Genomic DNA, 23,735 nt, shown 5'->3' with positions numbered 1-23,735 from the left:
AGGGCCGCACCGCGGGCACCCTCTGGAGAATCAGGCAAGCGCGCCCGAGTTTTGAACTAACGGGCGCCGGGGCCCGCTGCCTACCATGGCAGCCATCCACCCACACCTGAAGGAGTTCAGCATGAGCAAGACCTGGTTGATCACCGGCGCGGCGCGTGGCATCGGCGCGTGCATCGCCAAGGCGGCGTTGGACGCCGGCGACAACGTCGTCGCGACGGGACGCGATCCACAGCGCATCGAGCAGACCCTGCCGGGGTACGGCGAGCGCTTGCTGGCATTGCGGCTCGATGTCACCGAACCGGCGCAGGCGCGCGACGCGGTCGACCGCGCCGTGGCGACCTTCGGACGCATCGACGTGCTGGTCAACAACGCCGGTTACGGCCAGCTTGGCATGTTCGAGGAGAACAGTGCCGACGCGGTCGTGCAGCAGTTCGACACCAACGTCCATGGCACGCTGCACGTGACCCGCGCGGTGCTGCCGGTAATGCGGCGCCAGCGGGCGGGGCGCATCTTCAATCTGTCGTCGATCGGCGGCATGGTCGGTTTCGAGGGCGCGTCGATCTACTGCGCGGCCAAGTTCGCGGTGGAGGGCTTTTCCGAGTCGCTGGCGCTGGAGGTGGCGCGTTTCGGCATCCAGGTCACCATCGTGCAGCCGGGCTTCTTTCGCACCGATTTTCTCGATGGATCGTCGGTGCGCTACGGGGCCGAGTCGATCCCCGACTATGCGCCGGCATCGGCGGCGCTGCGCGGCGGCTACGACGACTATAGCCACCGGCAGCCGGGCGACCCCGACAAGCTGGCGCGGGCCATCGTCGAACTGGCCGGCGTGCCGCGGGCCCCGTTGCGTTTCGCGGCTGGCACCGATGCGCTGGGCTACATCGGCGGCAAGCTCGACGCCGCGCGTGCCGAACTCGAGCAGTGGAAGGCGTTGTCGGCCTCGACCGATCATGCGGCGCCGGGGGCGTAGCCCTGCCGTATAGCGCGCGGATGCCGGGACGCCCGGACGAACGAACGCCCCTCTCCCGCGAACGGGAGAGGGGCCGAGGAGAGGGGGGAAGGGTTGCCGGCGGGACCGCCAGCGTTCGAGGCTTGCTGCGGTACTTACTGCGGTGCGCTCGCGCCGGTGCGCGTATCGGTGCTGCCGCCCGAGCCCGCGGCTGCGCCGGTGCCCGTCCCCGTGCCGGTGCCGGTCGAGCCGGCAGTGCCGGTGCCGGTGGTGCCGGTCGCGCCGGTGGTGCCCGATCCGGTGGTGCCGGTCGTGGTGTCGGCCGAGCCCGTGGTGCCCGTGGTGCCGCTCGTACCGGTGCCGGTGCCGGTGGAACCGGTGGTGCCGGTAGTGCCGGTAGTGCCCGTGCCGGTGCCAGCGCTGCCGGTGGTGTCGCTCGGGACCGGGCCCATCGGCGCGCTGGCCGCGGTGCTGTCGGTGGTGGCGGCGTCGTCGCCGCCGCGGTTACAGCCGGCCACCAGGCCGCCCAGCATGGCGACGCTCAAGGTTGCAACGGAAATCCAGTTTCGCTTCGTCATGGTATGGCTCCTATAGTCGTCCCCCATCGGACGAAGGCAACGGCCGTACCAGGGGCGCGAAAGCGCCATCTCGCGTGATCCCGGCGTGGCCTTGCCACGCTTCTTGCATCGGCTGCGGTTTTTCGAGGAGCGCAGCGATGACGAAACCCTTCACGCCCATGCGGCGCACGCTTCTGAAAGCCCTCGGGGCCGGATTGCCGGCCGGAGCCGCGGCAACCGGGCTGGCCGCCGATAGTGCGCTGGCGGCCCAGCCGGGCCCGGCCAGCGCGGCGGCGGCCAATCCCGGCGGTGTGTCCCATTTTTTCAATGCGCGCGAAAGAATTACCGTGGATGCGATCGTCGCCAGGCTGATTCCGAACGACGAACTGGGACCGGGCGCGCGCGAGGCGGGCGTGACCGATTTCCTGGACCGTCAACTGGCCGGCGCGTGGGGCAGCGGGGACCATTTCTATCGGCATGGGCCGTTCCAGGCCGGGACCCCCGAGCAGGGCTACCAGCTCGCGCTGACGCCCGCGCAGGCATTTCGCGCGGGTTTGGCGGCGGTCGATCAGGTCAGCGCGAAGCGGCATGGCGGCAAATCGTTTGCGCAATTGCAGCCGCGCGAACAGGACGCGTTGCTGACGGCGCTGGAAAAGGGCGAGGTCGAACTGGGCGCGCTGCCCGGCAAGGTCTTCTTCCAGATGCTGCTTGACGGCACCATGGAGGGCTTCTTCGGCGATCCGATCCACGGCGGCAATCGCAATATGGCGGGGTGGAAGCTGGTCGGTTTTCCCGGCGTCTACGCCAGCTATTCGAACGATATCGAGCGCCATGGCGTGGCCTATGTCCGGCCCCCGATGTCGATCGCGATGGCGCGCGCCTCGGGGCATGGCGCCATGCACGGGGGCGGCCACGGAGCCGGTCATGGTGCCTCGCCCGCCAGGGCTGCATCGGCGCCCAAGGGAGGGCGGCCATGAGCAAGACCCTCGATCGTGTCGACGCGGTGATCGTCGGCGGCGGCTGGACCGGCTCGATCATCGGCAAGGAACTGGCCGCGGCGGGGCAGCGCGTGGTGATGCTCGAACGCGGCGAGCCGCGCTGGCCCTCGCCCGATTTCCAGGCGCCGGCGGTCCACGACGAGTTGCGCTATACGCGGCGGCACGCGCTGCATCAGAACACCGCCACCGAGACCTTCACCTTCCGCAACAACAACAGCCAGACCGCCTTGCCGATGCGGCGCTGGCAGTTCGCCTATCCGGGCACGCATCTGGGCGGCTCCGGCAATCACTGGTCCGGCGCCTACTATCGCTTCGACCCGACCGACTTCAAGCTGCGCAGCCATTACGAGCGCCGTTACGGCAAGGGCATCTTCGCGGCGGACCTGACCGCGCAGGACTGGCCGCTGAACTACGACGAGCTCGAGCCGTACTACGACCGCTTCGACTATCTGATCGGCGCCTCGGGCTTTGCCGGCAATCTGAAGGGCAAGATCCAGCCCGGCGGCAATCCGTTCGAGCCGTGGCGCTCGCGGCCGTATCCGAATCCGCCGATGAAGGTTGCGCACGCCTCGGCGCTGTTCGGCGAGGCCGCCGCCAAGCTGGGCTATCACCCCTACATCCAGCCGTCGGCGCTGTCGACGCGGCCCTATACCAATACCGAAGGGCTGCCGATGAGCGCCTGCGTCTACTGCGGGTTCTGCTCGAACTTCGGCTGCGAGCATTTCGCCAAGGCCTCGCCGCAGGTCTGCATCCTGCCTGCGGCGATGAAGCTCGATACCTTCGCGCTGCGCACCGGCGCGCAGGTGCTGCGCGTCGAGCTCGACAAGGACCGCAAGCTCGCGCGCGGCGTGACCTATGTCGATGCGGGCGGGCAAGAGTTCTTCCAGCCGGCCGACATGGTGTTCCTGTGCGCGTTCAGCGTGCACAACGTGCGGCTGCTGTTGCTGTCGGGCATCGGCAAGCCGTACGACCCGGCCACCGGCCAGGGCGTGGTGGGGCGCAACTACACGCACCAGACCACCTCCGGCGTCAATCTGTTCTTCGACGAGAAGACCCACATCAACCCGTTCATGGGCGCGGGCGCGGCGGCGGTGACGATCGACGATTTCAGCGCCGACAACTTCGATCACGGACCGCTGGGCTTCGTCGGGGGCGGCTATATCCAGATCCAGGTGGTCAGCGGCGCGCCGATCGGTTACCACCCGACGCCCAGGGGCACGCCGGCCTGGGGCAGCGAGTGGAAGAAGGCGGTGCGCCGCTACTACAATCATTCGGCGTCGATCACGATCACCGGCTCGGCGATGCCGACGCGCGGCGGCTACCTGTCGCTCGATCCGACCTATCGCGATGCCTGGGGCCAGCCGCTGCTGCGCATCACCTACGATCTGCCGGACAACGACATCAAGCTGTCGGCCTTCCTGACCGAGAAGGGCGACCGGATCGGCAAGGCGATGCGCGGAGTCGTCGCCACCGAGCCTGGCCCGCGCAAGCGGCCGTTTACCGCGACCAGCTATCAGTCGACGCACCTGAACGGCGGCGCGGCGATGGGCAGCGATCCCTCCAACAGCGTGGTCAACCGCTTCGGCCAATGCTGGGACGTGCCCAATGTGTTCGTCACCGGGGCCTGCCTGTTTCCGCAGAACTCGAACTTCAATCCGACCGGCACGGTCGGCGCCACCGCGTACTGGATCGTCGACGCGGTCAAGCGCGACTATGTCAAGGCGCCAGGGAAGCTGATCGCATGAACACGCCGAACGAAGTGGAAGCCGGGCGCAATCGCGCGACCTGGTGGGTCGGTGCCCTGGTGCTCGGCATCGGCGCCTTTCCGCTGTATGCGCTGCTGTTCCAGGTCTGGCCCGACCTGTTCGCGCCGCAGCCTGGGCCGCGCCAGGCCGCCTCGGCCGGTGGGGCGGGCCAGGCCCCGGCACCCGCCGCGGCATCGGCACCCGTGGCCGCGGCCAGCGAGGCGGTGGTGCGGCGCGCGACGGATTTCCTGCCGAAGGAACCGGCCTGGTCGCAGGCATTGCGGGCGTCCGGACAGGAAGCCGACAAGCGCGGCGCGACGATCGCCGCCAGCGGCAATGGCGCGGGAGCGGTGGCCTGCGTGTCGTGCCACGCGGCCGGCGGATCGCCCGGCGCGGCGGGCGCCGCGGTGCCCGCCGGCGCGTTCCCGTCGCTGGTCGGCATGCCCGCCGAGTATCTGGCCAAGCAGCTGTTCGATTATCGCGATGGCCGTCGCGTCGATCCGGTGATGGCGCCAATCGCCAAGGCGCTCAAGGACGACGAGGTCGCCGCGGTGGCCCGCTACTACGCGAGCCAGCCGGCGCCGTCGTTGACGCTGGCCGGCGATGGCCAATCCGGCCAGTCGGCCGCGCTGACGCTGCACGCGGCCGGCGACAACGGCCGGGCATTGCCGGCCTGCGCCAATTGCCATGGCGTCGAGGGCGAGGGGCAGGGATTCCTGTTGCCGCGGCTGACCGGGCAGCCGGCCGACTATCTGGCCAGGCAACTCGATGCGTTCCGCACCGGCGGCCGCCACAACGACGACGATGGCGCGATGCGCGGCATCGCGCAGCGGCTGGGCGAGGCGGATGCGCGCGCGCTGGCGAGCTTCTACGCGCAGGGTGGGGCGCGCTAACGATGCGGCGGCGATGCGCTGGCGTCGAGCAGGGCGGCGCGCTCAGCCGCCGACCGACACGCCGCAGGCCACACGCCACGCCGCCGGTTCGGTGATCTCGTTGGCGGCCTTTGCCGCGGCCGAAGCGGGCACGCCGCCGGCATTGACGGCGTGGGTTGCGGCATTCGCCGAACCATTCGCCGAACCATTCGCTGCGGCGTTCGCTGCGACATTCGCACCAACCCCGGCGCCTGCACCCGCCCGCATCACGCGGTTGCGCCCTTCGCGCTTGGCGCGATAAAGCGCACGGTCGGCCGCGTCGAACAGCTGCTCCCAGCTGCGGCGCGCATCGCCGGCGTCCTCGGCCTGCGCGATGCCGATGCTGACGCTGGCATGTCCGCCGATTTCCTCCGGCAGCGCGATGCCGGCGATCCGGGCCCGAATCCGTTCGGCCAGCAGCACCGCTTCCTCTTCGCCGGTGTTCGGGCACAGCAGGCAGAATTCCTCGCCGCCGAAGCGTGCCGCGACGTCGCTGGAGCGGCAGGCGCGGCGCAGCGTCTCGGCGATGTGCTTGAGCACCTGGTCGCCCGCCTGGTGGCCCGCGCGGTCATTGACCTGCTTGAAGCGATCGACGTCGATCACCAGGCAGGACAGCGGCTTGCCGGTACGCCCGGCCTCGGCCGCCAGCGTCATCGCGGCGTCGTCGAGCGCGCCGCGATGGAACAGCCCGGTCAGCGAATCGAGGCGGGCGCGCGCGCGCTGTTCGGCCAACTGGCGCTCCGCGCTCAGCAGCGTGAAACCGACCACGCCGGACAGCACCGCGATCAGCATCAGCAGCAGCGGCGCCTGCGCCAGCATGCCGGGCTCTTCGGGGCCGAGCGGACTCCAGGCGCCGGCACCGCCGGCGGCCAGCGCCAGCGCGAGGCACAGGCCCTGCGCGGCCAGTTGCGCGCAGCAGGCCACCCAGACCAGCGCATGGCCGATCGTATGCGAACGGCGTTCGCGGTTGAGCAGGCGCAGCGCCTGCCAGACGACCAGCGCGGTGATCGCATGGCCCAGCGTGCGGATCGCGCGCTCCGCCATCACGGCGTCCTGTACCGTGGCGATCAGCGCCAGCAGCGCCACCGAAGCGACGCCGCCGGCGACCATCGCGCGCAGATGATGCGGGGCCATCGCCATGCCGCTCGCGGCCAGGCCGCGCACCAGCATCAGTTGCGCACCGAGGCACAGCGCCTGCGCCAGCACCGCCCACAGCGGGGCAGGGGCGATCGCACCGAGCGCGAGCGCCATGCCGCCGAGCGAGGCGAAGGCATGGGCGTCGGTCCAGCGCGCACGATGGCCAGCCTGCGCGGCGCCGTAGCGCAGGCCGATCGAGATGCCCAGCGTGCTGGCGAACAGCACCAGCAAGGTCAGATAGGCAGTGGGTAAATCCGGCGACATGCAATCGTCTCCCTGTAGGCGCGCGGCGGCGCCGCGACACCGTTGGTGTAAGGCAATGCGCCCCCGGCCATGGCCGGGGCGGCGCGAATACTTGTCAGAGAGCTTGACCCGGATGACGCCGTCGACATTCCCGAAGCTGCGGTCCCTGGTATGGCTCTGTGTTGCCGGTACGCCGACAGGCGCAGCCTGATCCCAGTTGCAGTTGCCATCGCGATTGCATTCGGAACTGCAATGGCAAGCGCGCAGCGAGGCCGCGCATCGAGGCACGGCTTGTGGTTTTTTTCATGATGGTGATTCTACTGATTGCGTCGAATCGCGCGTGTGCGGCATGCCACGTTTGACAATTGTTGACATTCCCTTTTTGTACCGTTCGCTAGGATTCGGCTCGTAGTTACAAATTGATATCCGGGCCGGGGGAGCGACGACGCCGCGTCGTCGAGGCAATAAAACGGGGAAGTCATGGGGAAGCAAGAGGCGGCGCGCATGACGCCGCTGGAGTCCGGGGCAGCCGCTCCCGCGCGCGAACGTCTGCTGCCTCCGGCGTTCGCAACAGGCATTGCCGCCGCGATGGCGCTTTGCCTCGCGCTGATGTTTCCGCGCGAGCCGCTGCGCGACCGTCTGCTTGGCGAAGGGGGGAATGGAGGCCGCGCGCTGGACGGCCCGGCGCTCGCCTATATGGAAGCCTGGCTGCGCGTGTCGCCGCCGGATGCCGCGCTGGTGGCGGAGCTGGCCGAGCAGTTTGCGCGCGACGGCAGGCTGGACGAAGCGCAGACGCTGCTGGCACGGATGCATGCCACGACCGGCGAGGCCGCGCTGCCGATGCTGCGCGCGCGGCTCGATATTGCGCGCCAGCGGGCCAACGCCGCCGCGTCCGACCTGCCGGCGCGCGAGCGCTATCGGACCGAGCTGCGCACGCTGCTGCGGCAGGCCGCGCGGATGCCGGCCCCGCCGTCGGACCTGATCGCCTTCGCGGCGCAGGCGCGCGCGCTCGGCGCCGGCGACCTGGAACTCGCCTTCTACCGCGCGCTGGCGTGCCCGCAGCCCGCCCATGCCGCGATTGCCGGGTATCGCCCGCCGGCGGTTCCGATGCGGTCCGAATGGCGCGACAACAAGCAGCCGCCGCCGCGGGTGCGCGGTTGATGCGGCCGAATCTGACAGCCCGGCCGGGCTGCATCTGGAGAAGTGAATGACTGCAACGGCGATGGGCGACCGGCGCGCGGCTGCGGGCAGCATCGCCGCGGCCCGCCGGGCGGACGACGTCCGTGCGGCATGGCTGGCGCCCGCGATGGGTGCGGCCAGTGCCCGTACCGCGATGCTCGAACTGACCGTGCTGATGACCGCGGCGATGGGGCTCGGCTACGCGGCGATGCCCGGCAACCCGCTGCTGCTCGACCTGGGTTTCCCCTGGGCCTGGCTGCTGCCACTGGTACTGGCGCTGCGCTACGGCACGCTTGCCGGCATCGGTGCGGCGCTGTTGCTGCTCGGCGGCTGGTTCCTGTTCCACCAGATCGGCGCCCAGCCCGGCGCGTTTCCGCGGCCGTTCTTCATCGGCGGCACGCTGCTGGTGCTGCTGGCCGGCCAGTTCGGCGACGTTTGCGCAAGCCGGCTGGCGCGCCAGCGCTCGATCCACCGCTATCTCGACGAGCGGCTGACCGCGCTGACCAGGCAGCACTACCTGCTGCGGATCTCGCATGCCCGTCTCGAAAACGATCTGCTGGCAAAGCCGGCGACATTGCGCGATACGCTGGCCCAGCTGCGCGCCGCGACCGCGGAACAGGCGGCCGCCCCGCAGCGCCGTGCCGAGCCGCCAGCCGGAGCGGCGATGCGCCGCGAGCGTGCGCCGACCCCGTCGCTGACCGCTGCCGCACCGATGCTGCAGCTGGCCGCGCAGGCGTGCCAGCTCGAAGCCGCCGCGCTGTATCGCTGCGACGGCGAGCGCGTGCTGCCCGAAGCCGTGGCGACCGTCGGGCCCGGCTGCCGGCTCGATGACCGCGATCCGCTGCTGCGCCGCTGCCTGCAAACCCGGCAGCTGGCGCATCGCCGCAGCGACGGTGGCGACGGCGTGCCGAGCCGCTATCTGGCGGTGGCGCCGGTATTGTCCGGCCCCGACCGGCTGCTCGGCGTGCTGGTGGTCGAACGGATGCCGTTCCTCGCGCTGCATCACGACAATCTCGCGCTGCTGCTGGCGCTGCTCGGCTACTACGCCGACGGCGTCGAGCACGCCGCGGCGGCGCGCGGGGTCGAAGATGCGCTGCCCGACTGCCCGCACGATTTCGCGCTCGACTATGCGCGGCTGGCAAGGCTGCGGCGCGACGCGGGCATTCCCAGCACGGTGATCGCGCTGGCCTTCGGCACCGACGAGCACAGCGCCGACTGGTTCGAGCAAACCGTACGCAGCCATCGCGCGCTGGACCTGGCGTGGCCGCGGGAGGGCGGTGCGCAGCGCGTGCTGATGACGCTGATGCCGCTGGCCGATACCGAGGCCGCTACCGGCTATCTGCTGCGGATCGAGCGGATGCTGCAGGCGCAGTTCGGCATCGATTTCGAACGGGGACGGATCGGCGTCCATACGCTGCCGGTGCCGGCCGATGGCGATCCCGAGCCGCTGCGGCGCCTGCTGGGACGCTGTGGCGGCGGTTCGGCAGATGGCCGGCCGGGGAGCGGCCACGATGCTTGAGGTCCCGCTCGTTCTCGCCGGCGTCACGGTGCAGGCAGCCGCGCTGGCGGCGCTGCTGCATGGCGACGGCACTGCCGGCGCGCTGCTGGCGTACCTGGCCATGCAGGCACTGGCCGCCGCGCTGCTGGCGATGCCGCTGCGGCGATTGCTGTCGCGGCGCGTGCGAGTGCCGTCGGGCTCGACGCTGGTGTATCTGTTCGCCGCGGGCGCCTTCGTTCCGCTCGGCGGCGTGCTGGTTGCGCTGTTTGCCGTGCTGCCTTCGATGCGGGTCGGCATGGCACCGTCTGCCTGGCGGCCCCGCGCCCTTGCGACGCAGCGGGTGGCGCTGGTGTCGCTGCCGGACTTTGCGTCGGGTCCAATGTCGTGCGTTGCGCCGCGGACCGACGGCAACGATCGTTCGGCCGTTGCCGCGCGCCGGCCAGCATCCGCGAGCGCCGATGCCGGTGCAGCGGACGCGCATCGCCTGAGCGCGCTGGCCGCACTGCAAGCGATGCCCGCCCGCAGCGTCAGTCCGCTGCTGCACGCGTTGCTTGACGACGACGTCGAGGACGTCAGGCTGCTTGCCTACGGCATGCTCGATGCGGCCGAGCAGCGGCTGACGCGCCGGATCCTGCAGGCGCAGGACCGCCTGCATGCGCTGGCCGACGGCGATGCGGCCGGTCGCGCCGCCACGCACGAACAGCTGGCGCAATTGCACTGGGAGCTGGTCTATCAGAACCTGGTGCAGGGCGACGTGCGCAGCCACACGCTGGCGCAGGCCGACCTGCACGCCGAGGCCGCGCTGCGGGCGCTGTCGGAAGCGCCGGGCGCGACGACGCTGTACGTACCGGCAGCCGATGGCTCCGGCGTGGCAAGCCCCGTGGCGAGCCTGTGGCAGTTGCGCGGCCGGCTGGCGCTGGCGCGCCGCGATCCCGCCGCCGCGCGCGCGGCGTTGCGGCGCGCCACCGCGCTGGGCTTCCCGCGCCAGCGTGCGCTGCCGCTGCTGGCCGAGGCGGCCTTCATGGAAGGCGATTTCGCCGCGGTGACAACGGCGATGCGAAGCCTGCGCCAGGCCGCGTCGTTGCCCGCGGCGCCGCAGCTTCAGCCCTTGCTGCGCTACTGGACATCATGATCGCGACCACGCAGAACATGCCGGACGCGGCCTTGGCGGCCCCAATCCCGGCCTCCCGCGACGCCTGCCGCGACGCCTCCCGGCCCGCGGGAGTCGATGTCGCGCTGCTGCTCGAGGGCGGCCATCCGTTTGCGAGGACCGGCGCACCGGGCTGGGCCGCGCGGATGATCCGGGCCTTTCCGCAGACGACGTTCGCCATCGTGCTGCTCGCCGACCGCCCGCTGGACAGCGGCGAGGGCGTGGACGCGCTGCCCGGCAACGTGCTCGATCTGCAGACGCATTTCCTGCACGACGAAGATCCGGCCGACGCGATGCCGCGGCTTCGGGCCGACGAACAGGCCTTCGCCGAGGCGGCGCGGTGGCACGATCTGCTGCGCCTGCGTGGCCACGGCGGCAACGCGGGCAACCCAGGCAACGCAAGCCATGGCCAGGCAGGGGGGCATGCGCAGGGCGGGGCCGCGATGCGCGCGCTGATCGACGAGCTGGGCGACGACGGCCGGCTGTCCGAGCATGCCTTCCTGCACAGCCGAGCCGCCTGGGACACCATCGTCGAGCAGTACCGCCGCTACTGTACCGACGTCTCGTTCTCCGACTACATCGGGACCGTGCGTGCGATCCACCGGCCGCTGTGGCGGCTGGCGCGGATCGCGGCCACGCTGATGCCGGCGCGCGTCTACCACGCGGCATCGACCGGCTATGCCGGCTTCCTGGGAACGATGCTGCGCTACCGGCACGACCGTCCGCTGCTGGTGTCGCAACACGCGATCCAGACGCGCCAGCATGGCATCGATCCGGGGTATTGCCGCGACCTGTCGCTGCGCTTTTTCGCATCGCTGGGCCGCGTCTGCTACGACGCCGCGGACGAGATCGTCGCGCTGTACGAGGGCAATCGCCGCCGGCAGGTGCAGGACGGCGCGCCGGCCAGCCGCACGCGCACGATCCCGAACGGCATCGACCTGCCCGCGCTGGCGCCGCTGCGCGCGCTGCGTCCCGCCCAGGTGCCCCAGGTCCTGTGTCTGGCGGGCGAAGTCGTGCCCCGCAAGGACGTCAAGACATTCATCCGCGCGATGCTGACCGTCGTCAGGCACTGTCCCGATGCGCAGGGCTGGATCGCCGGACCCGAGGACGAGGATCCGGAATACGCGCGCGAATGCCGCGCCCTCGTGCGAAGCCTGGGGCTGGCCGGCCACGTGCGCTTTGTCGGCGCTCGGCCCATCGACGAACTGCTGCCACAGGTTGGCTTGCTGGTGCTGAGCTCGATCAGCGAGGCGCTGCCGCTGCCGGTGCTGCAGGCCTTCGCCGCCGGCGTGCCCTGCGTGGTCACCGACGTCGGCGCCTGCCGCGAACTGATCGACGGCGTCGGCGACGAGGATATGGCGCTCGGCGCCGCGGGGGCGGTCGTGCGGATCGGCGATGCGGCGGCGCTGGCGCGCGAAGCGGTCGCGCTGCTCGGCGATGGCGAGCGCTGGCGCGCCGCCCAGCGCGCGGCCATCGTGCGCGCGGAGCGCTATTACACGCAGCATGCGACGGTGGCCAGCTACCGCCAGCTGTACCAGCACCTGGCCGCGAAGCCGCACGCCGATGCCGGCGGACGCGGCGGCGTGGGCCGTCCGGTGCTGCCGGCCACGCCGCCGGCGGCCGAACGGCTGTCGGCCGGCCGTTGCCCGTTTGCCGGAGCGCCATGATGGTGGACCTGACCTTTTTCCTTCGCCGCCTCCGCGACCGCAACCGCGTCGGCGGCACGCTGCAGGCGTACGGCTTTGCCGGCGTGCTGGCCTGCGGCGCCTGCGCGCTGGCGCTTGCCGGCCTGTTGCCGATCGCCATGCGCGCATTGCCGGACCGCTTGCCGGCCGGATTGTCGTCCGCGCTGGCGATGCAGTTCCAGGTATCGGCGACCGGCCTGATCGTCGCCAGCCTGATCCTGACCGGACCGCTGCAGCTCCATCTGGTGCGCTTCGCCGCCGATCGCCTCGCCGAAGGACGGGGCGAGCTGGTGCTGCCGGGCCTGCGCGCGACGGGACTGGCCGTCACCGTGCTGGCGGGATTGTTCGGCGTGGCATGCCTGCTGTGGGCGTTCCCGCAGCAGTCGGCGCCGTATCGCGCGTTGATGCTGGCCGGCTTCGTGCTGATGTGCCATGTCTGGATCGCCGTGGCCTTCCTGGCCGGCATGAAGCAGTACGGCACGATCGCCTGCGCCTTCCTGGCCGGCGTTGCGGGGGCGTCCGTCGCCGCGCTGGCGTTGCGCGGTTTCGGCGTGGAAGGGCTGCTGGGCAGTTTCGCGATCGGTGCGCTGGTGCTGCTCGCCGGCACCACGATGCAGATCCATCGCCAACATCGCAGCCGGCGCCTGCTGTCTTTCACGGTGTTCGCGCGGCGTCATCGCTATCCGAGCCTGATCGCCATCGGCCTGCTGTATCCGCTCGGGCTCTGGGTCGACAAGCTGCAGTTCTGGTACCACGCGGGCACGGGCCAGGCGGTCATCGGTCCGCTGCATGCATCGGCGATCTACGACATCCCGGTGTTTCTGGCCCATCTCGCGGTCGTGCCCGCGCTGGCCGTGTTCCTGCTGCGCATCGAGCGGGATTTCGTCGCCCATTACGATGCCTTCGTCGACGCGGTGCGCGGGGGCGGCTCGCTGCAGCGCATCGAAGAGGCACGCAACGCGATGGTGCGGGCCGTCCGGCTGGGCCTGTACGAGATCGTCAAGGCGCTGGCGATCGCGGCGCTGCTGCTGTTCGCGCTCGGGCGGCCGCTGCTGGCGCTGTTCGGCATGACGCAGCTGTACCTGCCGCTGCTGCATGTCGACATGGTCGCCGCGGGCCTGCAGGTGGTGCTGCTTGCCACGCTGAGCCTGTACTTCTATCTGGACCGGCGCCGCGAGGTGTTGCTGCTCGGCGCGGCGCTGCTGGCGTTGAACGCGGGCCTGACGCATCTGACGCTGACGCTCGGGCCCGCGTGGTACGGCTACGGTTTCGCATTCGCGGTGCTGATCGTGGTGGCGATCGCGCTGGTGCTGCTGGACCGCCGGCTCGAGCGCCTGGAATATGAAACTTATATGTTGCAGTAATGCGAATCGGACGGCTCCAATTGCGCCATCGCGGGCGGGCATGGTGACCGACGCTTTACAATTCGACACATTTCATCGATCCCATCCATGAAGTCGCGCTTGCCGGAGCCGCCGTGCGGCAAGACGCGAACGGACCTGTAACCGAGAAGAACATGAACATCGCATCGGTCGAAGACGATCCCAGCCAGGCCGAACTGATTCAGCAGATCCTGATCAGCGCCGGGCATACCTGCGACAGTTATTCGAGCGGCAAGGCCTTTTTGCGCGCAATGCGCGAGCGCTCGTACGACCTGCTGGTGATGGACTGGCAGTTGCCAGATATCAGCGGCTATGACGTGGTAACGCACGTGCGGCTGCATTCGGGCCAATACCCGCCGATCCTGTTCCTGACCAGCCGGTCGCTGGAAGAGGACATCGTCACGGGATTGGCCGGCGGCGCCGACGACTACATGATCAAGCCGGTGCGAAGGGGCGAGCTGCTGGCGCGGGTGGGCGCGCTGCTGCGCCGGACCTATCCGTCGGCCCCGGCCAACGAGGCCATCGTGGTGGGCGCCTATCGCCTCGACCCGGTGGCGCGTACCGCCAGCCTGAACGGCGTCGAGGTCGATATCGCGCCGCGCGAATTCGATCTGGCGCTCTATCTGTTCCGCAACATGGACCGGCTGCTGGCGCGCGACGTCGTCGAGCAGGCGGTCTGGGGGCGCTCGCTTGGCGCCAGTTCGCGCACGCTGGACACCCATCTGTCGCGGCTGCGCATCAAGCTCGGCCTGCGGCCGGAGAACGGCGTGCGGCTCGCCTCGGTGTACTCCTACGGCTATCGTTTCGAGCGCTGCGCGGGGCAGGCCGATGGTGCGTAAGGGTGGTGTGCTGACGACCACCGGGGCCGCCGCGACCGTCACGGTCGTCACGGTCGTACGGGCCGCCGTTGCCGCATGGACGCTGCTGGCATTCGCACCGGCGCAGGCGGGCCCGGCCGGTGCCGACGGCGAATATTTCCTGCACCAGGTGGAACCGGGCGATACGCTGTTCTGGGTGGCGCAGCGCTATACCGGCCGCGCCGACGTCTGGCGCGAGCTGCAGGCGCTGAACCGCGTCGCCGATCCGTATCGGCTGCCGGTCGGCACCCATGTCCGCATTCCGCTCGCGCGCATTCCGGTGACGGTCGCCAGCGCGCGCGTGGTGTCGGTGGTCGGACAGGCCGATGCCAACGGCGCGGCGCTGCGGCCCGGCATGCGCGTCGACGAGGCGGCCTGGTTGCAAACCGGCGCCGATGGCCTGGTCACGTTCGAGCTGCCCGACGGCACCCGCGTCGCGATGCCGCCGAGCACTCGGCTGCAGGTCAAGCGCCTGCGCGTGTTCGCGGGCACGGGCCTGGGCGACACCGTGATGCAGGTCGACCGCGGCGGCATCGAATCGCGCGTCGCGCCCGCGGGCACCGGCGTGGGCCGCTTCGAGATCCGCACGCCGATGATGGTCACCGGGGTGCGCGGCACCCGCTACGCCGTCGACGCGGGCCAACCCGACGAACCTGGCCGGCGCGCCAACAGCAGCGCGGTGCTCGAGGGAACCGTGGCGGTGCGCGCGCGGCGCGCCAGGCGGACCGTCACGGCCGGCCACGGCATCGCCGTCGGCAGCGCGGGCGACGCGGTGGTGCACACGCTGCTGGCCGCGCCGACGCTGAGCGCGGTGCCGGCCGAGCCCATCTACGCCAGCCACGCCGAAGTGGGCTGGCAGCCGGTCAAGGGCGCGATCGGCTACCTGGTGCGCGTCACGCGCGATGCCGAGCGTACCGAAGCGGTGTTCGCCAGTACCGTCACGCCCGCGTCCGCGGCGCTGACGGGCTTGCCCGATGGGGCAGCCTATGTCGAGGTGCGTGCGATCGACCGCAACCGTATTCCCGGCAACGCGGCGATCGCGCCGCTGACCGTGCGGCTCAATCCGCCGGCGCCCTATACGGTCGAGCCGGCGCCGCGCAGCACGGTGCATGGCGCCGTAGTGCAACTGCAATGGGCGGCGGTCGACAGCGCCGTCGAGTACCGCTTCGAAATCGCCTCCGATGAGAGTTTCGGCACGCTGGCCGCGCAGGGCAGCACCCGCGAGGCGGGCACGCAGCAGACGCTGGCGCCGGGCGACTGGTGGTGGCGCGTGCGTTCCATCGATGCCAAGGGGCAGGCCGGGCCGTGGAGCGCGCCGGTGCCGTTCCGCATCCTGCCGCCGGCGCCGGGCGTCGCCGTGGTCGAGGACAACGGTGGCCCGCTGCGGCTGCGCTGGGGCGCGGCCGGACAATCGGCCGCCTTCGCGCCGCTGGCCTATCGGGTGCAGCTGGCCGACGAGCCGCGCTTTGCCCGGCCGCTGCAGGACCAGCGCATCGAGTCGGACACCGCGGCGCTGCCGCGGCCGCCGGCCGGCGTCTATTACGTGCGGGTCGGGCGCATCGAGCGCGACGGCAGCGAGTCGCCGTTCTCGGCGCCGCAACGCATCGAAGTCCACGAGCATCTGCGCGACGGCACGGGAGCTCCGATCGGAACTGCCGCCGGCAGTGTGCGCCGTGGCGGATAGCCGGTTCCGTCTGCCCCAGTTGCGCACCGCCGCGGGCAGCGGCCTGATCGCGGGCTTTCATCGGCGCACGCTGATCGAATGGCTGGTGCTGACCATGCTGGTGATGGTGCTGGCCGCGGTGCGCGCCGATTTCGGCGCCAGCCAGCGGCTGGACCTCGCCGTCTACGACATCGGTATCGCCGCGCAGCAGCACGCGCCGCGCGACGACATCCTGATCGTCTCGATCGACGATGAATCGCTGTCCGCGGTGGGCCGCTGGCCGTGGCGCCGTTCGCTGCTGGCCGGGCTCGTCGATCGGCTGGCCGACGGCGGCGCGCGCGTGATCGGTCTCGACGTGCTGCTGGTGGAGCCGGACTGGCGCCATCCCGAGGACGACGAGGCGCTGGCCGTCAGCATGGCGCGCGCCGGCAACGTGATCATTCCCGCGCTGGCCGAGCCGGTGCGGGACGGCTACCGCCTGAACTATCCGCTGCCGGCGCTGGGCGCGGACGTCGGCCATATCAATATCGCGACCGATGTCGACGGGCTGGCCCGCCATATCTACCTGCAGGAAGGGCTGCCGGGCCAGATGCTCGACCATTTCGTCGTGCGCCTCGTGCAGTTCGGCCAGCCGCAGCGGCCGCTGGCAAGCTACCGGCAGGTGCCGGTCGACGAGACGCTGTCCGGCGAATGGCATCGGCGCTATCGGCTGGGCATCCCGTTCGCCGGGCCGATCGGCACCTTCCGCACGGTGTCGGCGATCGACGTGCTGAGCGGCGCGATTCCGCCCGAGCTGTTCCGCGACAAGCTGGTGCTGGTCGGCGCCGGCGCAACCGGCCTCGGCGACATGTTCTCCGCGCCGCTGTCGAAGAACGGCGCCGGCATCAGCGGCGTCGAGCTGCTGGCCAATTCCGCGCAGGCGCTGCTCGACGACAACGGCATCGTGCCGGTGCCGCGCGCCTGGTACTGGCCGCTGACGCTGCTGCCGGTGCTGCTGGCCTGCCTGGCCGCGCTGCTGATGTCGCCGCGCGATGCGCTGCTGGTCAGCGCGGCGGTGATCGTCGGCCTGTTCGGCGCCAGCGTCGCGCTGATGCATTTCGATCGGCTGTGGTTCTCGCCGGTACCGGCGATCCTCGCCTGCCTGGTGTTCTACCCGCTGTGGAGCTGGCGCCGGCAGGAATCGGCGCTAAGCTTCCTGTCGGCCGAAGTCGCGCGGCTCGAACGCGAGCCGGCGCTGCCCGGCAGCAAGAGCGCGCCGCCGCTGGCCGGCGGCACGCTGGACACCCGCATGAGCGCGCTGTACCGGATGATCACGCGGCAGCGCGACCTGCGCCGCCTGCTGTCCGACGGGCTGGAAAACCTGCCCGATGCGACGGTGATCTGCGATGCCGACGGCAGCATCCTGCTGGCCAATGCCGGCGCGGTCGCGCTGTCGCCGCGGCTGCTGTCCTCGCTCAATGCCGAGGGCGGGGCGCGCCCGCTGCTCGATACGCTGATCGCCGACATCTTCGCGCCGCCGCAGGGCGGACTCGAATACTGGGATCGGCTCAGGCGCGCGGCCGACAGCGGCGCGGCGCCGACGCGGGGCGAGCGCGCCGGGGTCGAGCTGCAGACGCATGACCAGCGCGCGATGCTGTTGCGCGGAGCGCCGCTGCGCGGCAACGGGGGCGAGGTCGCCGGCTTCAGCGTCAGCTTCATCGACATCACGCAGGTACGGCTGGCCGAGCGCCAGCGCGAGGAAACGCTGCGCTTCATCTCGCACGACATGCGCTCGCCGCAGGCGTCGATCCTTGCGCTCGTCGAATTGCAGGCCGACCCCACGCGCGCGCTGGAACCGCCGGTGCTGCTCGACCGCATCCGCCATCACGCCGGCCGCACGCTGGCGCTGGCCGACGATTTCATCCAGCTGGCGCGGGCCGAATCGCAGCATCTGCGCTTTGCGGAGATCGACCTGACCACGGTGCTGATGGACGCCGCCGATTCGCTGTGGGCGCTGGCGCAGGCCCGCCGCGTGACCGTCGCGGTGCAGACCGGCAACGAGGAGATGATGCTGTATGGCGAAGCGGCGTTGCTGATGCGCGCCGTGTCGAATCTGATCGACAACGCGGTCAAGTACAGCCCGCCGGGCGGCACCGTGACCGTGCGCGCCGGCCGCGTGCGGCACGACGACGGCAGCGACGGCGGCCTGATGGTGTCGGTCTCCGACCAGGGGCCCGGCATCGCCCCCGAGGAACAGGCGCGGCTGTTCCAGCCGTTCAGCCGGCTGCAGGAGGAGGGCCGTCCGGTGCGCGAGGGCAGCGGGCTGGGACTGCTGTTCGTCAAGACCGTGGTCGAGCGGCACGGCGGCCATGTCGGCGTCGACAGCGCGCCGGGACGCGGCACGACGTTCCTGATCACGTTGCCGGGTTGAGGCCTGGTACCGCCGACACGCTTTGCATTAGCAACATCAGGCTCCCTCTCCCGCTTGCGCGAGATGGCTGGGGAGAGGGAACGGGCGGTTCAAGCCGCGATGGCATTGGCGAGCGCCGCTGCCCTCTCCCCCGGCCCCTCTCCCGCCGGCGGGCGAGGGGAGGCAACACCCGCATCGGGCGGGCCTCGGCGGTCCTTTCGCCTTCCTGCGGCCGGCTTGAAACTTCTTCCCCCACATGTAAGTTTCGCGCCGCCGCGTGCCACCGAAGGGAGACATCGGGACTCGCACCCGCCCGTCATCCCCGTGGAACAGCGCTTGCATTCCCGCCCCATGCGGCGCGACTGGCGTGCCGCTCTTCCCTGGGGAGCCCGCGATGAAAGCCCTTTGCTGGCACGGCAAGCACGATATCCGCTATGACACCGTTCCCGACCCGGTGATCGAACACCCGCGCGACGCTATCATCCGCGTCAGCAGCTGCGCGATCTGCGGCTCGGACCTGCATCTGTACGATGGATTCGTGCCCGGCATGGAGCACGGCGACATCATGGGCCACGAGTTCATGGGCGAGGTCGTCGAGGTCGGCGCGCAGAACCGCCGGTTGCGCGTCGGCGACCGCGTGGTGGTGCCGTTTACGATCATCTGCGGCGAATGCGACCAATGCCGGCGCGGCAATTTCTCGGTGTGCGAGCGCACCAACCGCAACAAGGAAGCGGCCGACAAGATGTTCGGCCATACCACCGCCGGGCTGTTCGGCTACACCCATCTGACCGGGGGCTATGCGGGCGGGCAGGCCGAATACGTGCGCGTGCCCTATGCCGACGTGGCGCCGGTCAAGGTGCCGGCCGAACTGAGCGACGAGCAGGTGCTGTTTCTCGGCGATATCCTGCCGACCGGCTGGCAGGCGGCGGCGCAGTGCGACATCCAGCCGGACGATATCGTCGCGATCTGGGGCGCGGGACCGGTGGGCCAGTTCTGCATCCTGTCGGCGCTGTTGATGGGCGCGAAGCAGGTGGTGGTGATCGACCGCGTGCCGGAGCGCCTGCGGATGGCGCAGCAGCTCGGTCCCGACCGCGTGACGTTGATCGATTTCGAGAACCAGAGCGTGCTGGAGGCGCTCAACGAGATCACGCATGGCAAGGGCCCCGACAAGTGCATCGACGCGGTCGGTCTCGAAGCGCATGCGACCCGTTCGCTCGATTCGATCTACGACCGCGTCAAGCAGGCCGTGATGCTGGAGACCGATCGCCCGCACGTGCTGCGCGAGATGATCTATGTCTGCCGGCCCGGCGGCATCGTGTCGATTCCCGGCGTCTACGGCGGACTGGTCGACAAGATCCCGATGGGCGCGCTGATGAACAAGGGGCTGACCATCCGTACCGGCCAGACCCACGTCAACCGCTGGACCGACGATCTGCTCCAGCGCATCATCGACAGGCAGATCGATCCGACCTTCGTGATCTCGCATCGCGTCAAGCTGGCGGACGGCCCGTCCATGTACGAGACCTTCCGCGACAAGCACGACGGCTGCATCAAGGTCGTGATGACGCCGGCCTGACCTTGCGGCCGGCCTTGCGCGGGACGTCCCGCTTCTTCTCCCGCTTCCCCGCCCGGTTCTCCTCCCGTTTTGCGGCCACCGCCCAGGCCGCGCCGCCCGGCGTGGCCCCGGCGCCGAACACCTCGCGGTGCCAGGCCCGTGTCACGTCCTCCAGCAGCGCGAGAAAACGCTCCAGCGCGGGCAGCGCATGCTCGCGCCGCACCGTCGCGTGCAGGTCGGCATCGAGTCCACGCGCGGCCAGCGGCACGTAGCTGACGTCGTCGCGCCGCGTGGCCGACAGCGAGGCCGGCAGCACGCTGACGCCGACGCCGGCGCCGACCAGTCCCAGCACCGTCTCCGGATCGACCGATTCGTGCATCACGCGCGGCTCGAAGCCGTCGCGCAGGCAGGCGGCCAGCACATTGCGGATCATCGGGCTTTGCATGTTCAGCAGCACGAAGGCATCGCCGGACAGCTGCCGCAGCGAGACGCGGTCCGCGCCCGCGAGCGGATGGTCGGCCGCCATCGCCACCATCAGCGGCTGCGCATAGACCAGGATCGAGCGCAGATCGCTGCGCGCGGCCGTGCTGCACGAGAAACCGACGTCGATGCGGCCGCGCGCCAGCGCCTCGTACTGCTGGTCGGGCAGCAGTTCGTGCAGCGTCCATTCGACGCCGGGATTGCGCAGCTGGAACTGGCGCAGCGTCAGCGGCAGCGGGCCGTACATCACCGAGTTGATGATGCCGATGCGCAGATAGCCTTCGAGCCCATCGGCAACGCGCCGCACCTGCCGTTCCACCGATTCGCAGTCGTCGACGATGCGCCGCGCGCGCGTCAGCAGCGCCTCGCCGGCCCGCGTCAGCCGCGCGCCATGGCGGCCGCGCTCGAACAGCGTGACCCGCAGCGCGCCCTCGAGCGACTTGATCTGCTGGCTCAGCGGCGGCTGCGAGATATGCAGGCGTTCGGCGGCGCGGCTGTAGTTGCCTTCCTCGGCAACCGCGATGAAATAGCGCAACTGGCGGAGATCCATATGCGATCCGTATGGATTGGATTCCAAAATCATATTTCACATATGGTTGCGCGACACCTAGGCTTTCCCTGATCCGTCCACGCCAGAGGGGCGGCCGAGGAGACCACGATGACCACCAAGCTCGATGTCAATGGCGCCCGCCGACGGGTGGACGCCCCCGCGGATACGCCGCTGCTGTGGGTGTTGCGCGACCAGCTGGATCTGACCGGCACCAAGTACGGCTGCGGCATGGGGCTGTGCGGCGCCTGTACGGTCCATGTCGACGGGCAGGCCGTGCGTGCCTGCCAGACCCCGTTGTCCAGCGTCGCCGGCAAGCGCGTGACGACGATCGAGGGGCTGGGCAAACCGGACGCGCTGCACGTGCTGCAGCGCGCGTGGCAGGCCGAGGACGTGCCGCAATGCGGCTACTGCCAGTCGGGGCAGCTGATGTCGGCCGCCGCGCTGCTGGCGCGGAAGCCAACGCCCAGCGACAGCGATATCGATGCGGCGATGGCGGGCAATATCTGCCGCTGCGGCACCTATGACCGGATCCGGCGCGCGATCCATCGCGCCGCGGCCGAACTGCGCAGCGGGAGGCCGGCATGAAGCGACGCGACTTCCTGAAGAGCGGGGCGGCGCTGGCCGGTGGCCTGATGCTGGAGCTGGGCGCCGGTGGCGTGCGAGCGGCCGGCGCGTCCGCGGGGGCATCGCCTGGTGCACCGTCCTCCGGCGCGGCCTTCGCGCCGAACGCGTGGGTCCGCATCACGCCGCAAGGCGAGGTACTGCTGGTGGTGCACAAGTTCGACAGCGGCACCGGCGTCAAGAACGCGCTCGGGCTGATGCTGGCCGAAGAGCTCGATGCAGACTGGTCGCGCGTACGCGTGGTGCAGCCCGACGATCCGCTGGCGCAGGTCTATATCCATCCGCTGTGGGGCATGCACGCAACCGGCGGCAGCACCAGCGTACCGCTCGAATGGAATACGCTGCGGCGCGCCGGCGCCACTGCGCGCGCGATGCTGGTGGCCGAGGCCGCGCAGCGCTGGCGGGTCGATCCGGCGAGTTGCCGCACGAGCAACGGCATGGTGGTCGACGCTTCGGGTTCGCGCCGGCTCGGCTACGGCGATCTCGCCGAAGGCGCGGCGCGCCAGCCGGTGCCCAAGGAGGTCGTGCTCAAGCGACCCGAGGACTTCGTGCTGATCGGCAAGGAGCGCAGCAGCTACCGCGTCGCCGACAAGCTGACCGGCCGGGCCCAATACGCGGTCGATATCAAGCTGCCCGGCATGCTGACCGCGATCGTCGTGCATCCGCCGGTGATCCATGCCCCCGTGGTGTCGTTCAACGCGGCCGAAATCAAGGCGATGCCGGGCGTGCGCGACGTGTTTGCGACCGAGATCCCGGCGGCGATCGCGCATTTCCGTCCCGGCATGGGCCCGGCCGTGCCCGACAACGGCGCCTGCCAGCCCGGCGTGGCCATCGTCGCCGACCACTTCTGGGCCGCGCAGCGCGCACGCCAGGCGTTGAAGGTCCAATGGGGTGATAGCGACATGGCGGACTTCAGCGCCGAGGGTGCGCTGCGCGAGCTGGCGCGGCATGTCGACGATCCCGGCGCCAAGAGCAAGGTCAAGGGCGATGCCGCAGCGGCGTTCGCTCGTGCCGACAAGGTCGTCGAAGGCGTCTACACGATGCCTTACAAGGCCCACGCGCAGATGGAGCCGCTCAGCGTGGTGGCGTGGGTGCACGACGGCATCGTCGAATACTGGGGCGGCATCCAGGTGCCGTCGCGCTGCGCGCAGGCGGCCGAAACCATCGCCGGCGTGCCGGCCGACAAGGTCAGGATCCATCTGACCGAGGCCGGCGGCAGCTTCGGCGCGCGCGAGGGCATGCATCAGATTCTCGAGGCCACCTACATCTCGCGCCGCGTCGGCAAGCCGGTCAAGCTGATCTACAGCCGCGAGGACGATATGCGCGGCCTGTTCTACCAGACCGCCAGCGTCCACAAGGCGCGCGCCGCGCTCGACCGCGACGGCGGCATCGCCGCCTTCAGCCTGCGCGCGGTGACGCCGTCGATCAAGGAGCCCGACGATCCCGGCTTCCTCGCCAAGGTGCCGGTGGATCCGAGCTGCACCGAGGCGATGCGCGACGACTTCTACTACGACATCGGCACGCTGGACCTGGCGTGGGTGCGGGTCGAGCCGAAGCTGCCGATCTGGTGGTGGCGCGCGGTCAGCTACGTGCCGAACGTCTTCGCGATCGAGAGCCTGATCGACGAGGCCGCGCACGCGGCGGGGCAGGACCCGCTCGCCTATCGCCGCCGCCTGCTGCGCGAGCGGCCCGAGCATCTGGCGGTGCTCGAGCGCGCCGCCGCGCTGGCCGGCTGGCCCCGGGCATCGGCGCCCGGACGCGGACTCGGCATCGCGACCTATCAGGGCTACAAGAGCTATATCGCGGTGGTCGCGGAGGTCGAGGTCAGGGAGCGCGCGATCACCGTGCACCGGCTCAGCTGCGTGGTCGATTGCGGCCTGGCGGTCGATCCAAGCTCGGTGCGGCAGCAGCTGGCGGGCGGGCTGTACTGGGGCGTGTCGACGGCGATGATGAACGAGGTGCCGATCGACCACGGCACCGTGCGCATCAGCAACTACCACGACTATCCGGTGGTGCGGATCACCGATGCGCCGCGGCTGGACATCGAGCTGATGCCGCCGTCGGGCCGGGCGCCCAGCGGCGTCGGCGAACTGTCCAATCCGCCGGTGGTACCGGCGATCGGCAACGCGATTTTCGCGGCGACCGGCAAGCGCCTGCGCGCGACGCCGTTCCGCTTCGCCTGACGCGAG

18 protein-coding genes are annotated in these 23,735 nt (G+C 70.5%); 15 read left to right on the top strand and 3 right to left on the bottom strand.

Translation table 11 applies throughout. From position 1 onward, the window contains the following. Positions 1-121 precede the first annotated feature (121 nt). A complete protein-coding gene (locus tag M1D55_RS06380; protein ID WP_456280410.1) occupies positions 122-967 on the top strand; it encodes an oxidoreductase in 846 nt (281 codons plus the stop codon). 134 nt (positions 968-1,101) lie between these two features. Here M1D55_RS06380 and M1D55_RS06375 read toward each other — a convergent pair whose 3' ends face one another. Beyond that, on the bottom strand, positions 1,102-1,524 hold the full coding sequence (locus M1D55_RS06375) for a hypothetical protein (RefSeq protein WP_052511227.1): 423 nt from the start codon (positions 1,522-1,524) through the stop codon (positions 1,102-1,104). 137 nt (positions 1,525-1,661) lie between these two features. Between M1D55_RS06375 and M1D55_RS06370 the strand changes: the two genes are divergently transcribed. From M1D55_RS06370 to M1D55_RS06360, 3 genes are read left to right on the top strand one after another with little or no spacing between them, the layout of a single operon-like run. Continuing rightward, complete coding sequence (locus M1D55_RS06370; protein WP_456280409.1) at positions 1,662-2,480, top strand: gluconate 2-dehydrogenase subunit 3 family protein; 819 nt, start codon at positions 1,662-1,664, stop codon at positions 2,478-2,480. Further along, complete coding sequence (locus M1D55_RS06365; protein WP_456280408.1) at positions 2,477-4,246, top strand: GMC family oxidoreductase; 1,770 nt, start codon at positions 2,477-2,479, stop codon at positions 4,244-4,246. Before M1D55_RS06370 ends, M1D55_RS06365 begins: the two co-directional genes overlap by 4 nt. Continuing rightward, positions 4,243-5,139, top strand: a complete 897-nt coding sequence (locus tag M1D55_RS06360) for a c-type cytochrome (protein ID WP_456280407.1) — start codon at positions 4,243-4,245, stop codon at positions 5,137-5,139. The genes M1D55_RS06365 and M1D55_RS06360 overlap by 4 nt, the downstream gene beginning before the upstream one ends. Before the next feature lie 42 nt (positions 5,140-5,181). Here M1D55_RS06360 and M1D55_RS06355 read toward each other — a convergent pair whose 3' ends face one another. Beyond that, the gene (locus M1D55_RS06355) at positions 5,182-6,558 is read right to left on the bottom strand and encodes a diguanylate cyclase (RefSeq protein ID WP_456280406.1); all 1,377 of its coding nucleotides are present in this window, start codon (positions 6,556-6,558) and stop codon (positions 5,182-5,184) included. Positions 6,559-7,017: 459 nt separating this feature from the next. Here M1D55_RS06355 and M1D55_RS06350 point away from each other — a divergent pair, with 459 nt between their 5' ends. The 9 genes from M1D55_RS06350 (at position 7,018) to M1D55_RS06310 (ending at position 19,916) form a co-directional block, all read left to right on the top strand. Beyond that, on the top strand, positions 7,018-7,698 hold the full coding sequence (locus tag M1D55_RS06350) for a hypothetical protein (protein ID WP_456280405.1): 681 nt from the start codon (positions 7,018-7,020) through the stop codon (positions 7,696-7,698). A gap of 46 nt (positions 7,699-7,744) precedes the next feature. Then, the gene (locus M1D55_RS06345) at positions 7,745-9,235 is read left to right on the top strand and encodes a PelD GGDEF domain-containing protein (protein ID WP_456280404.1); all 1,491 of its coding nucleotides are present in this window, start codon (positions 7,745-7,747) and stop codon (positions 9,233-9,235) included. Then, positions 9,228-10,346 (top strand): lipopolysaccharide N-acetylglucosaminyl transferase, encoded by a 1,119-nt coding sequence (locus M1D55_RS06340; RefSeq protein ID WP_456280403.1) that lies wholly within the window; start codon positions 9,228-9,230, stop codon positions 10,344-10,346. Before M1D55_RS06345 ends, M1D55_RS06340 begins: the two co-directional genes overlap by 8 nt. Further along, positions 10,343-12,031 carry a GT4 family glycosyltransferase PelF gene (pelF, locus tag M1D55_RS06335; protein ID WP_064576705.1) on the top strand — a complete coding sequence of 563 codons (1,689 nt, stop codon included), beginning with the start codon at positions 10,343-10,345 and terminating at the stop codon, positions 12,029-12,031. The genes M1D55_RS06340 and pelF overlap by 4 nt, the downstream gene beginning before the upstream one ends. After that, positions 12,031-13,413: an exopolysaccharide Pel transporter PelG gene (gene pelG / locus M1D55_RS06330; RefSeq protein WP_456281315.1), complete on the top strand. Its 1,383-nt coding sequence runs from the start codon at positions 12,031-12,033 to the stop codon at positions 13,411-13,413. Before pelF ends, pelG begins: the two co-directional genes overlap by 1 nt. 152 nt (positions 13,414-13,565) lie before the next feature. Continuing rightward, positions 13,566-14,270: a response regulator transcription factor gene (locus M1D55_RS06325; protein ID WP_006579049.1), complete on the top strand. Its 705-nt coding sequence runs from the start codon at positions 13,566-13,568 to the stop codon at positions 14,268-14,270. Beyond that, positions 14,260-15,972: a FecR domain-containing protein gene (locus M1D55_RS06320; protein WP_456280402.1), complete on the top strand. Its 1,713-nt coding sequence runs from the start codon at positions 14,260-14,262 to the stop codon at positions 15,970-15,972. Before M1D55_RS06325 ends, M1D55_RS06320 begins: the two co-directional genes overlap by 11 nt. Further along, positions 15,962-18,361 (top strand): CHASE2 domain-containing protein, encoded by a 2,400-nt coding sequence (locus M1D55_RS06315; RefSeq protein WP_231906531.1) that lies wholly within the window; start codon positions 15,962-15,964, stop codon positions 18,359-18,361. Before M1D55_RS06320 ends, M1D55_RS06315 begins: the two co-directional genes overlap by 11 nt. A gap of 373 nt (positions 18,362-18,734) precedes the next feature. Further along, on the top strand, positions 18,735-19,916 hold the full coding sequence (locus tag M1D55_RS06310) for a zinc-dependent alcohol dehydrogenase (protein ID WP_006579038.1): 1,182 nt from the start codon (positions 18,735-18,737) through the stop codon (positions 19,914-19,916). Here M1D55_RS06310 and M1D55_RS06305 read toward each other — a convergent pair. After that, the gene (locus tag M1D55_RS06305) at positions 19,891-20,925 is read right to left on the bottom strand and encodes a LysR substrate-binding domain-containing protein (protein WP_064576703.1); all 1,035 of its coding nucleotides are present in this window, start codon (positions 20,923-20,925) and stop codon (positions 19,891-19,893) included. The two genes, M1D55_RS06310 and M1D55_RS06305, sit on opposite strands and share 26 nt — an antisense overlap. A gap of 108 nt (positions 20,926-21,033) precedes the next feature. On the opposite strand from M1D55_RS06305, the gene M1D55_RS06300 reads away from it, so the two are divergent. Both M1D55_RS06300 and M1D55_RS06295 read left to right on the top strand, forming a co-directional pair. Next, positions 21,034-21,510 (top strand): (2Fe-2S)-binding protein, encoded by a 477-nt coding sequence (locus M1D55_RS06300; RefSeq protein ID WP_064576702.1) that lies wholly within the window; start codon positions 21,034-21,036, stop codon positions 21,508-21,510. Then, positions 21,507-23,729, top strand: a complete 2,223-nt coding sequence (locus M1D55_RS06295; RefSeq protein ID WP_456280401.1) for a molybdopterin cofactor-binding domain-containing protein — start codon at positions 21,507-21,509, stop codon at positions 23,727-23,729. The genes M1D55_RS06300 and M1D55_RS06295 overlap by 4 nt, the downstream gene beginning before the upstream one ends. The last annotated feature ends 6 nt before the right edge of the window (positions 23,730-23,735 follow it).

This window comes from Cupriavidus sp. JZ107, from assembly GCF_053903255.1.
The sequence above is the reverse complement of the archived record's forward strand: the minus strand, read 5'-3'. Positions and strand labels throughout refer to the sequence as shown.

Excerpts from the sequence above, each read along its gene's own strand:
- M1D55_RS06380 (WP_456280410.1), top strand. The coding sequence starts at position 122 with ATGAGCAAGACCTGGTTGATCACCGGCGCGGCGCGTGGCATCGGCGCG.
- M1D55_RS06375 (WP_052511227.1), bottom strand. The coding sequence starts at position 1,524 with ATGACGAAGCGAAACTGGATTTCCGTTGCAACCTTGAGCGTCGCCATG.
- M1D55_RS06370 (WP_456280409.1), top strand. The coding sequence starts at position 1,662 with ATGACGAAACCCTTCACGCCCATGCGGCGCACGCTTCTGAAAGCCCTC.
- M1D55_RS06365 (WP_456280408.1), top strand. The coding sequence starts at position 2,477 with ATGAGCAAGACCCTCGATCGTGTCGACGCGGTGATCGTCGGCGGCGGC.
- M1D55_RS06360 (WP_456280407.1), top strand. The coding sequence starts at position 4,243 with ATGAACACGCCGAACGAAGTGGAAGCCGGGCGCAATCGCGCGACCTGG.
- M1D55_RS06355 (WP_456280406.1), bottom strand. The coding sequence starts at position 6,558 with ATGTCGCCGGATTTACCCACTGCCTATCTGACCTTGCTGGTGCTGTTC.
- M1D55_RS06350 (WP_456280405.1), top strand. The coding sequence starts at position 7,018 with ATGGGGAAGCAAGAGGCGGCGCGCATGACGCCGCTGGAGTCCGGGGCA.
- M1D55_RS06345 (WP_456280404.1), top strand. The coding sequence starts at position 7,745 with ATGACTGCAACGGCGATGGGCGACCGGCGCGCGGCTGCGGGCAGCATC.
- M1D55_RS06340 (WP_456280403.1), top strand. The coding sequence starts at position 9,228 with ATGCTTGAGGTCCCGCTCGTTCTCGCCGGCGTCACGGTGCAGGCAGCC.
- pelF (WP_064576705.1), top strand. The coding sequence starts at position 10,343 with ATGATCGCGACCACGCAGAACATGCCGGACGCGGCCTTGGCGGCCCCA.
- pelG (WP_456281315.1), top strand. The coding sequence starts at position 12,031 with ATGGTGGACCTGACCTTTTTCCTTCGCCGCCTCCGCGACCGCAACCGC.
- M1D55_RS06325 (WP_006579049.1), top strand. The coding sequence starts at position 13,566 with ATGAACATCGCATCGGTCGAAGACGATCCCAGCCAGGCCGAACTGATT.
- M1D55_RS06320 (WP_456280402.1), top strand. The coding sequence starts at position 14,260 with ATGGTGCGTAAGGGTGGTGTGCTGACGACCACCGGGGCCGCCGCGACC.
- M1D55_RS06310 (WP_006579038.1), top strand. The coding sequence starts at position 18,735 with ATGAAAGCCCTTTGCTGGCACGGCAAGCACGATATCCGCTATGACACC.
- M1D55_RS06305 (WP_064576703.1), bottom strand. The coding sequence starts at position 20,925 with ATGGATCTCCGCCAGTTGCGCTATTTCATCGCGGTTGCCGAGGAAGGC.
- M1D55_RS06300 (WP_064576702.1), top strand. The coding sequence starts at position 21,034 with ATGACCACCAAGCTCGATGTCAATGGCGCCCGCCGACGGGTGGACGCC.
- M1D55_RS06295 (WP_456280401.1), top strand. The coding sequence starts at position 21,507 with ATGAAGCGACGCGACTTCCTGAAGAGCGGGGCGGCGCTGGCCGGTGGC.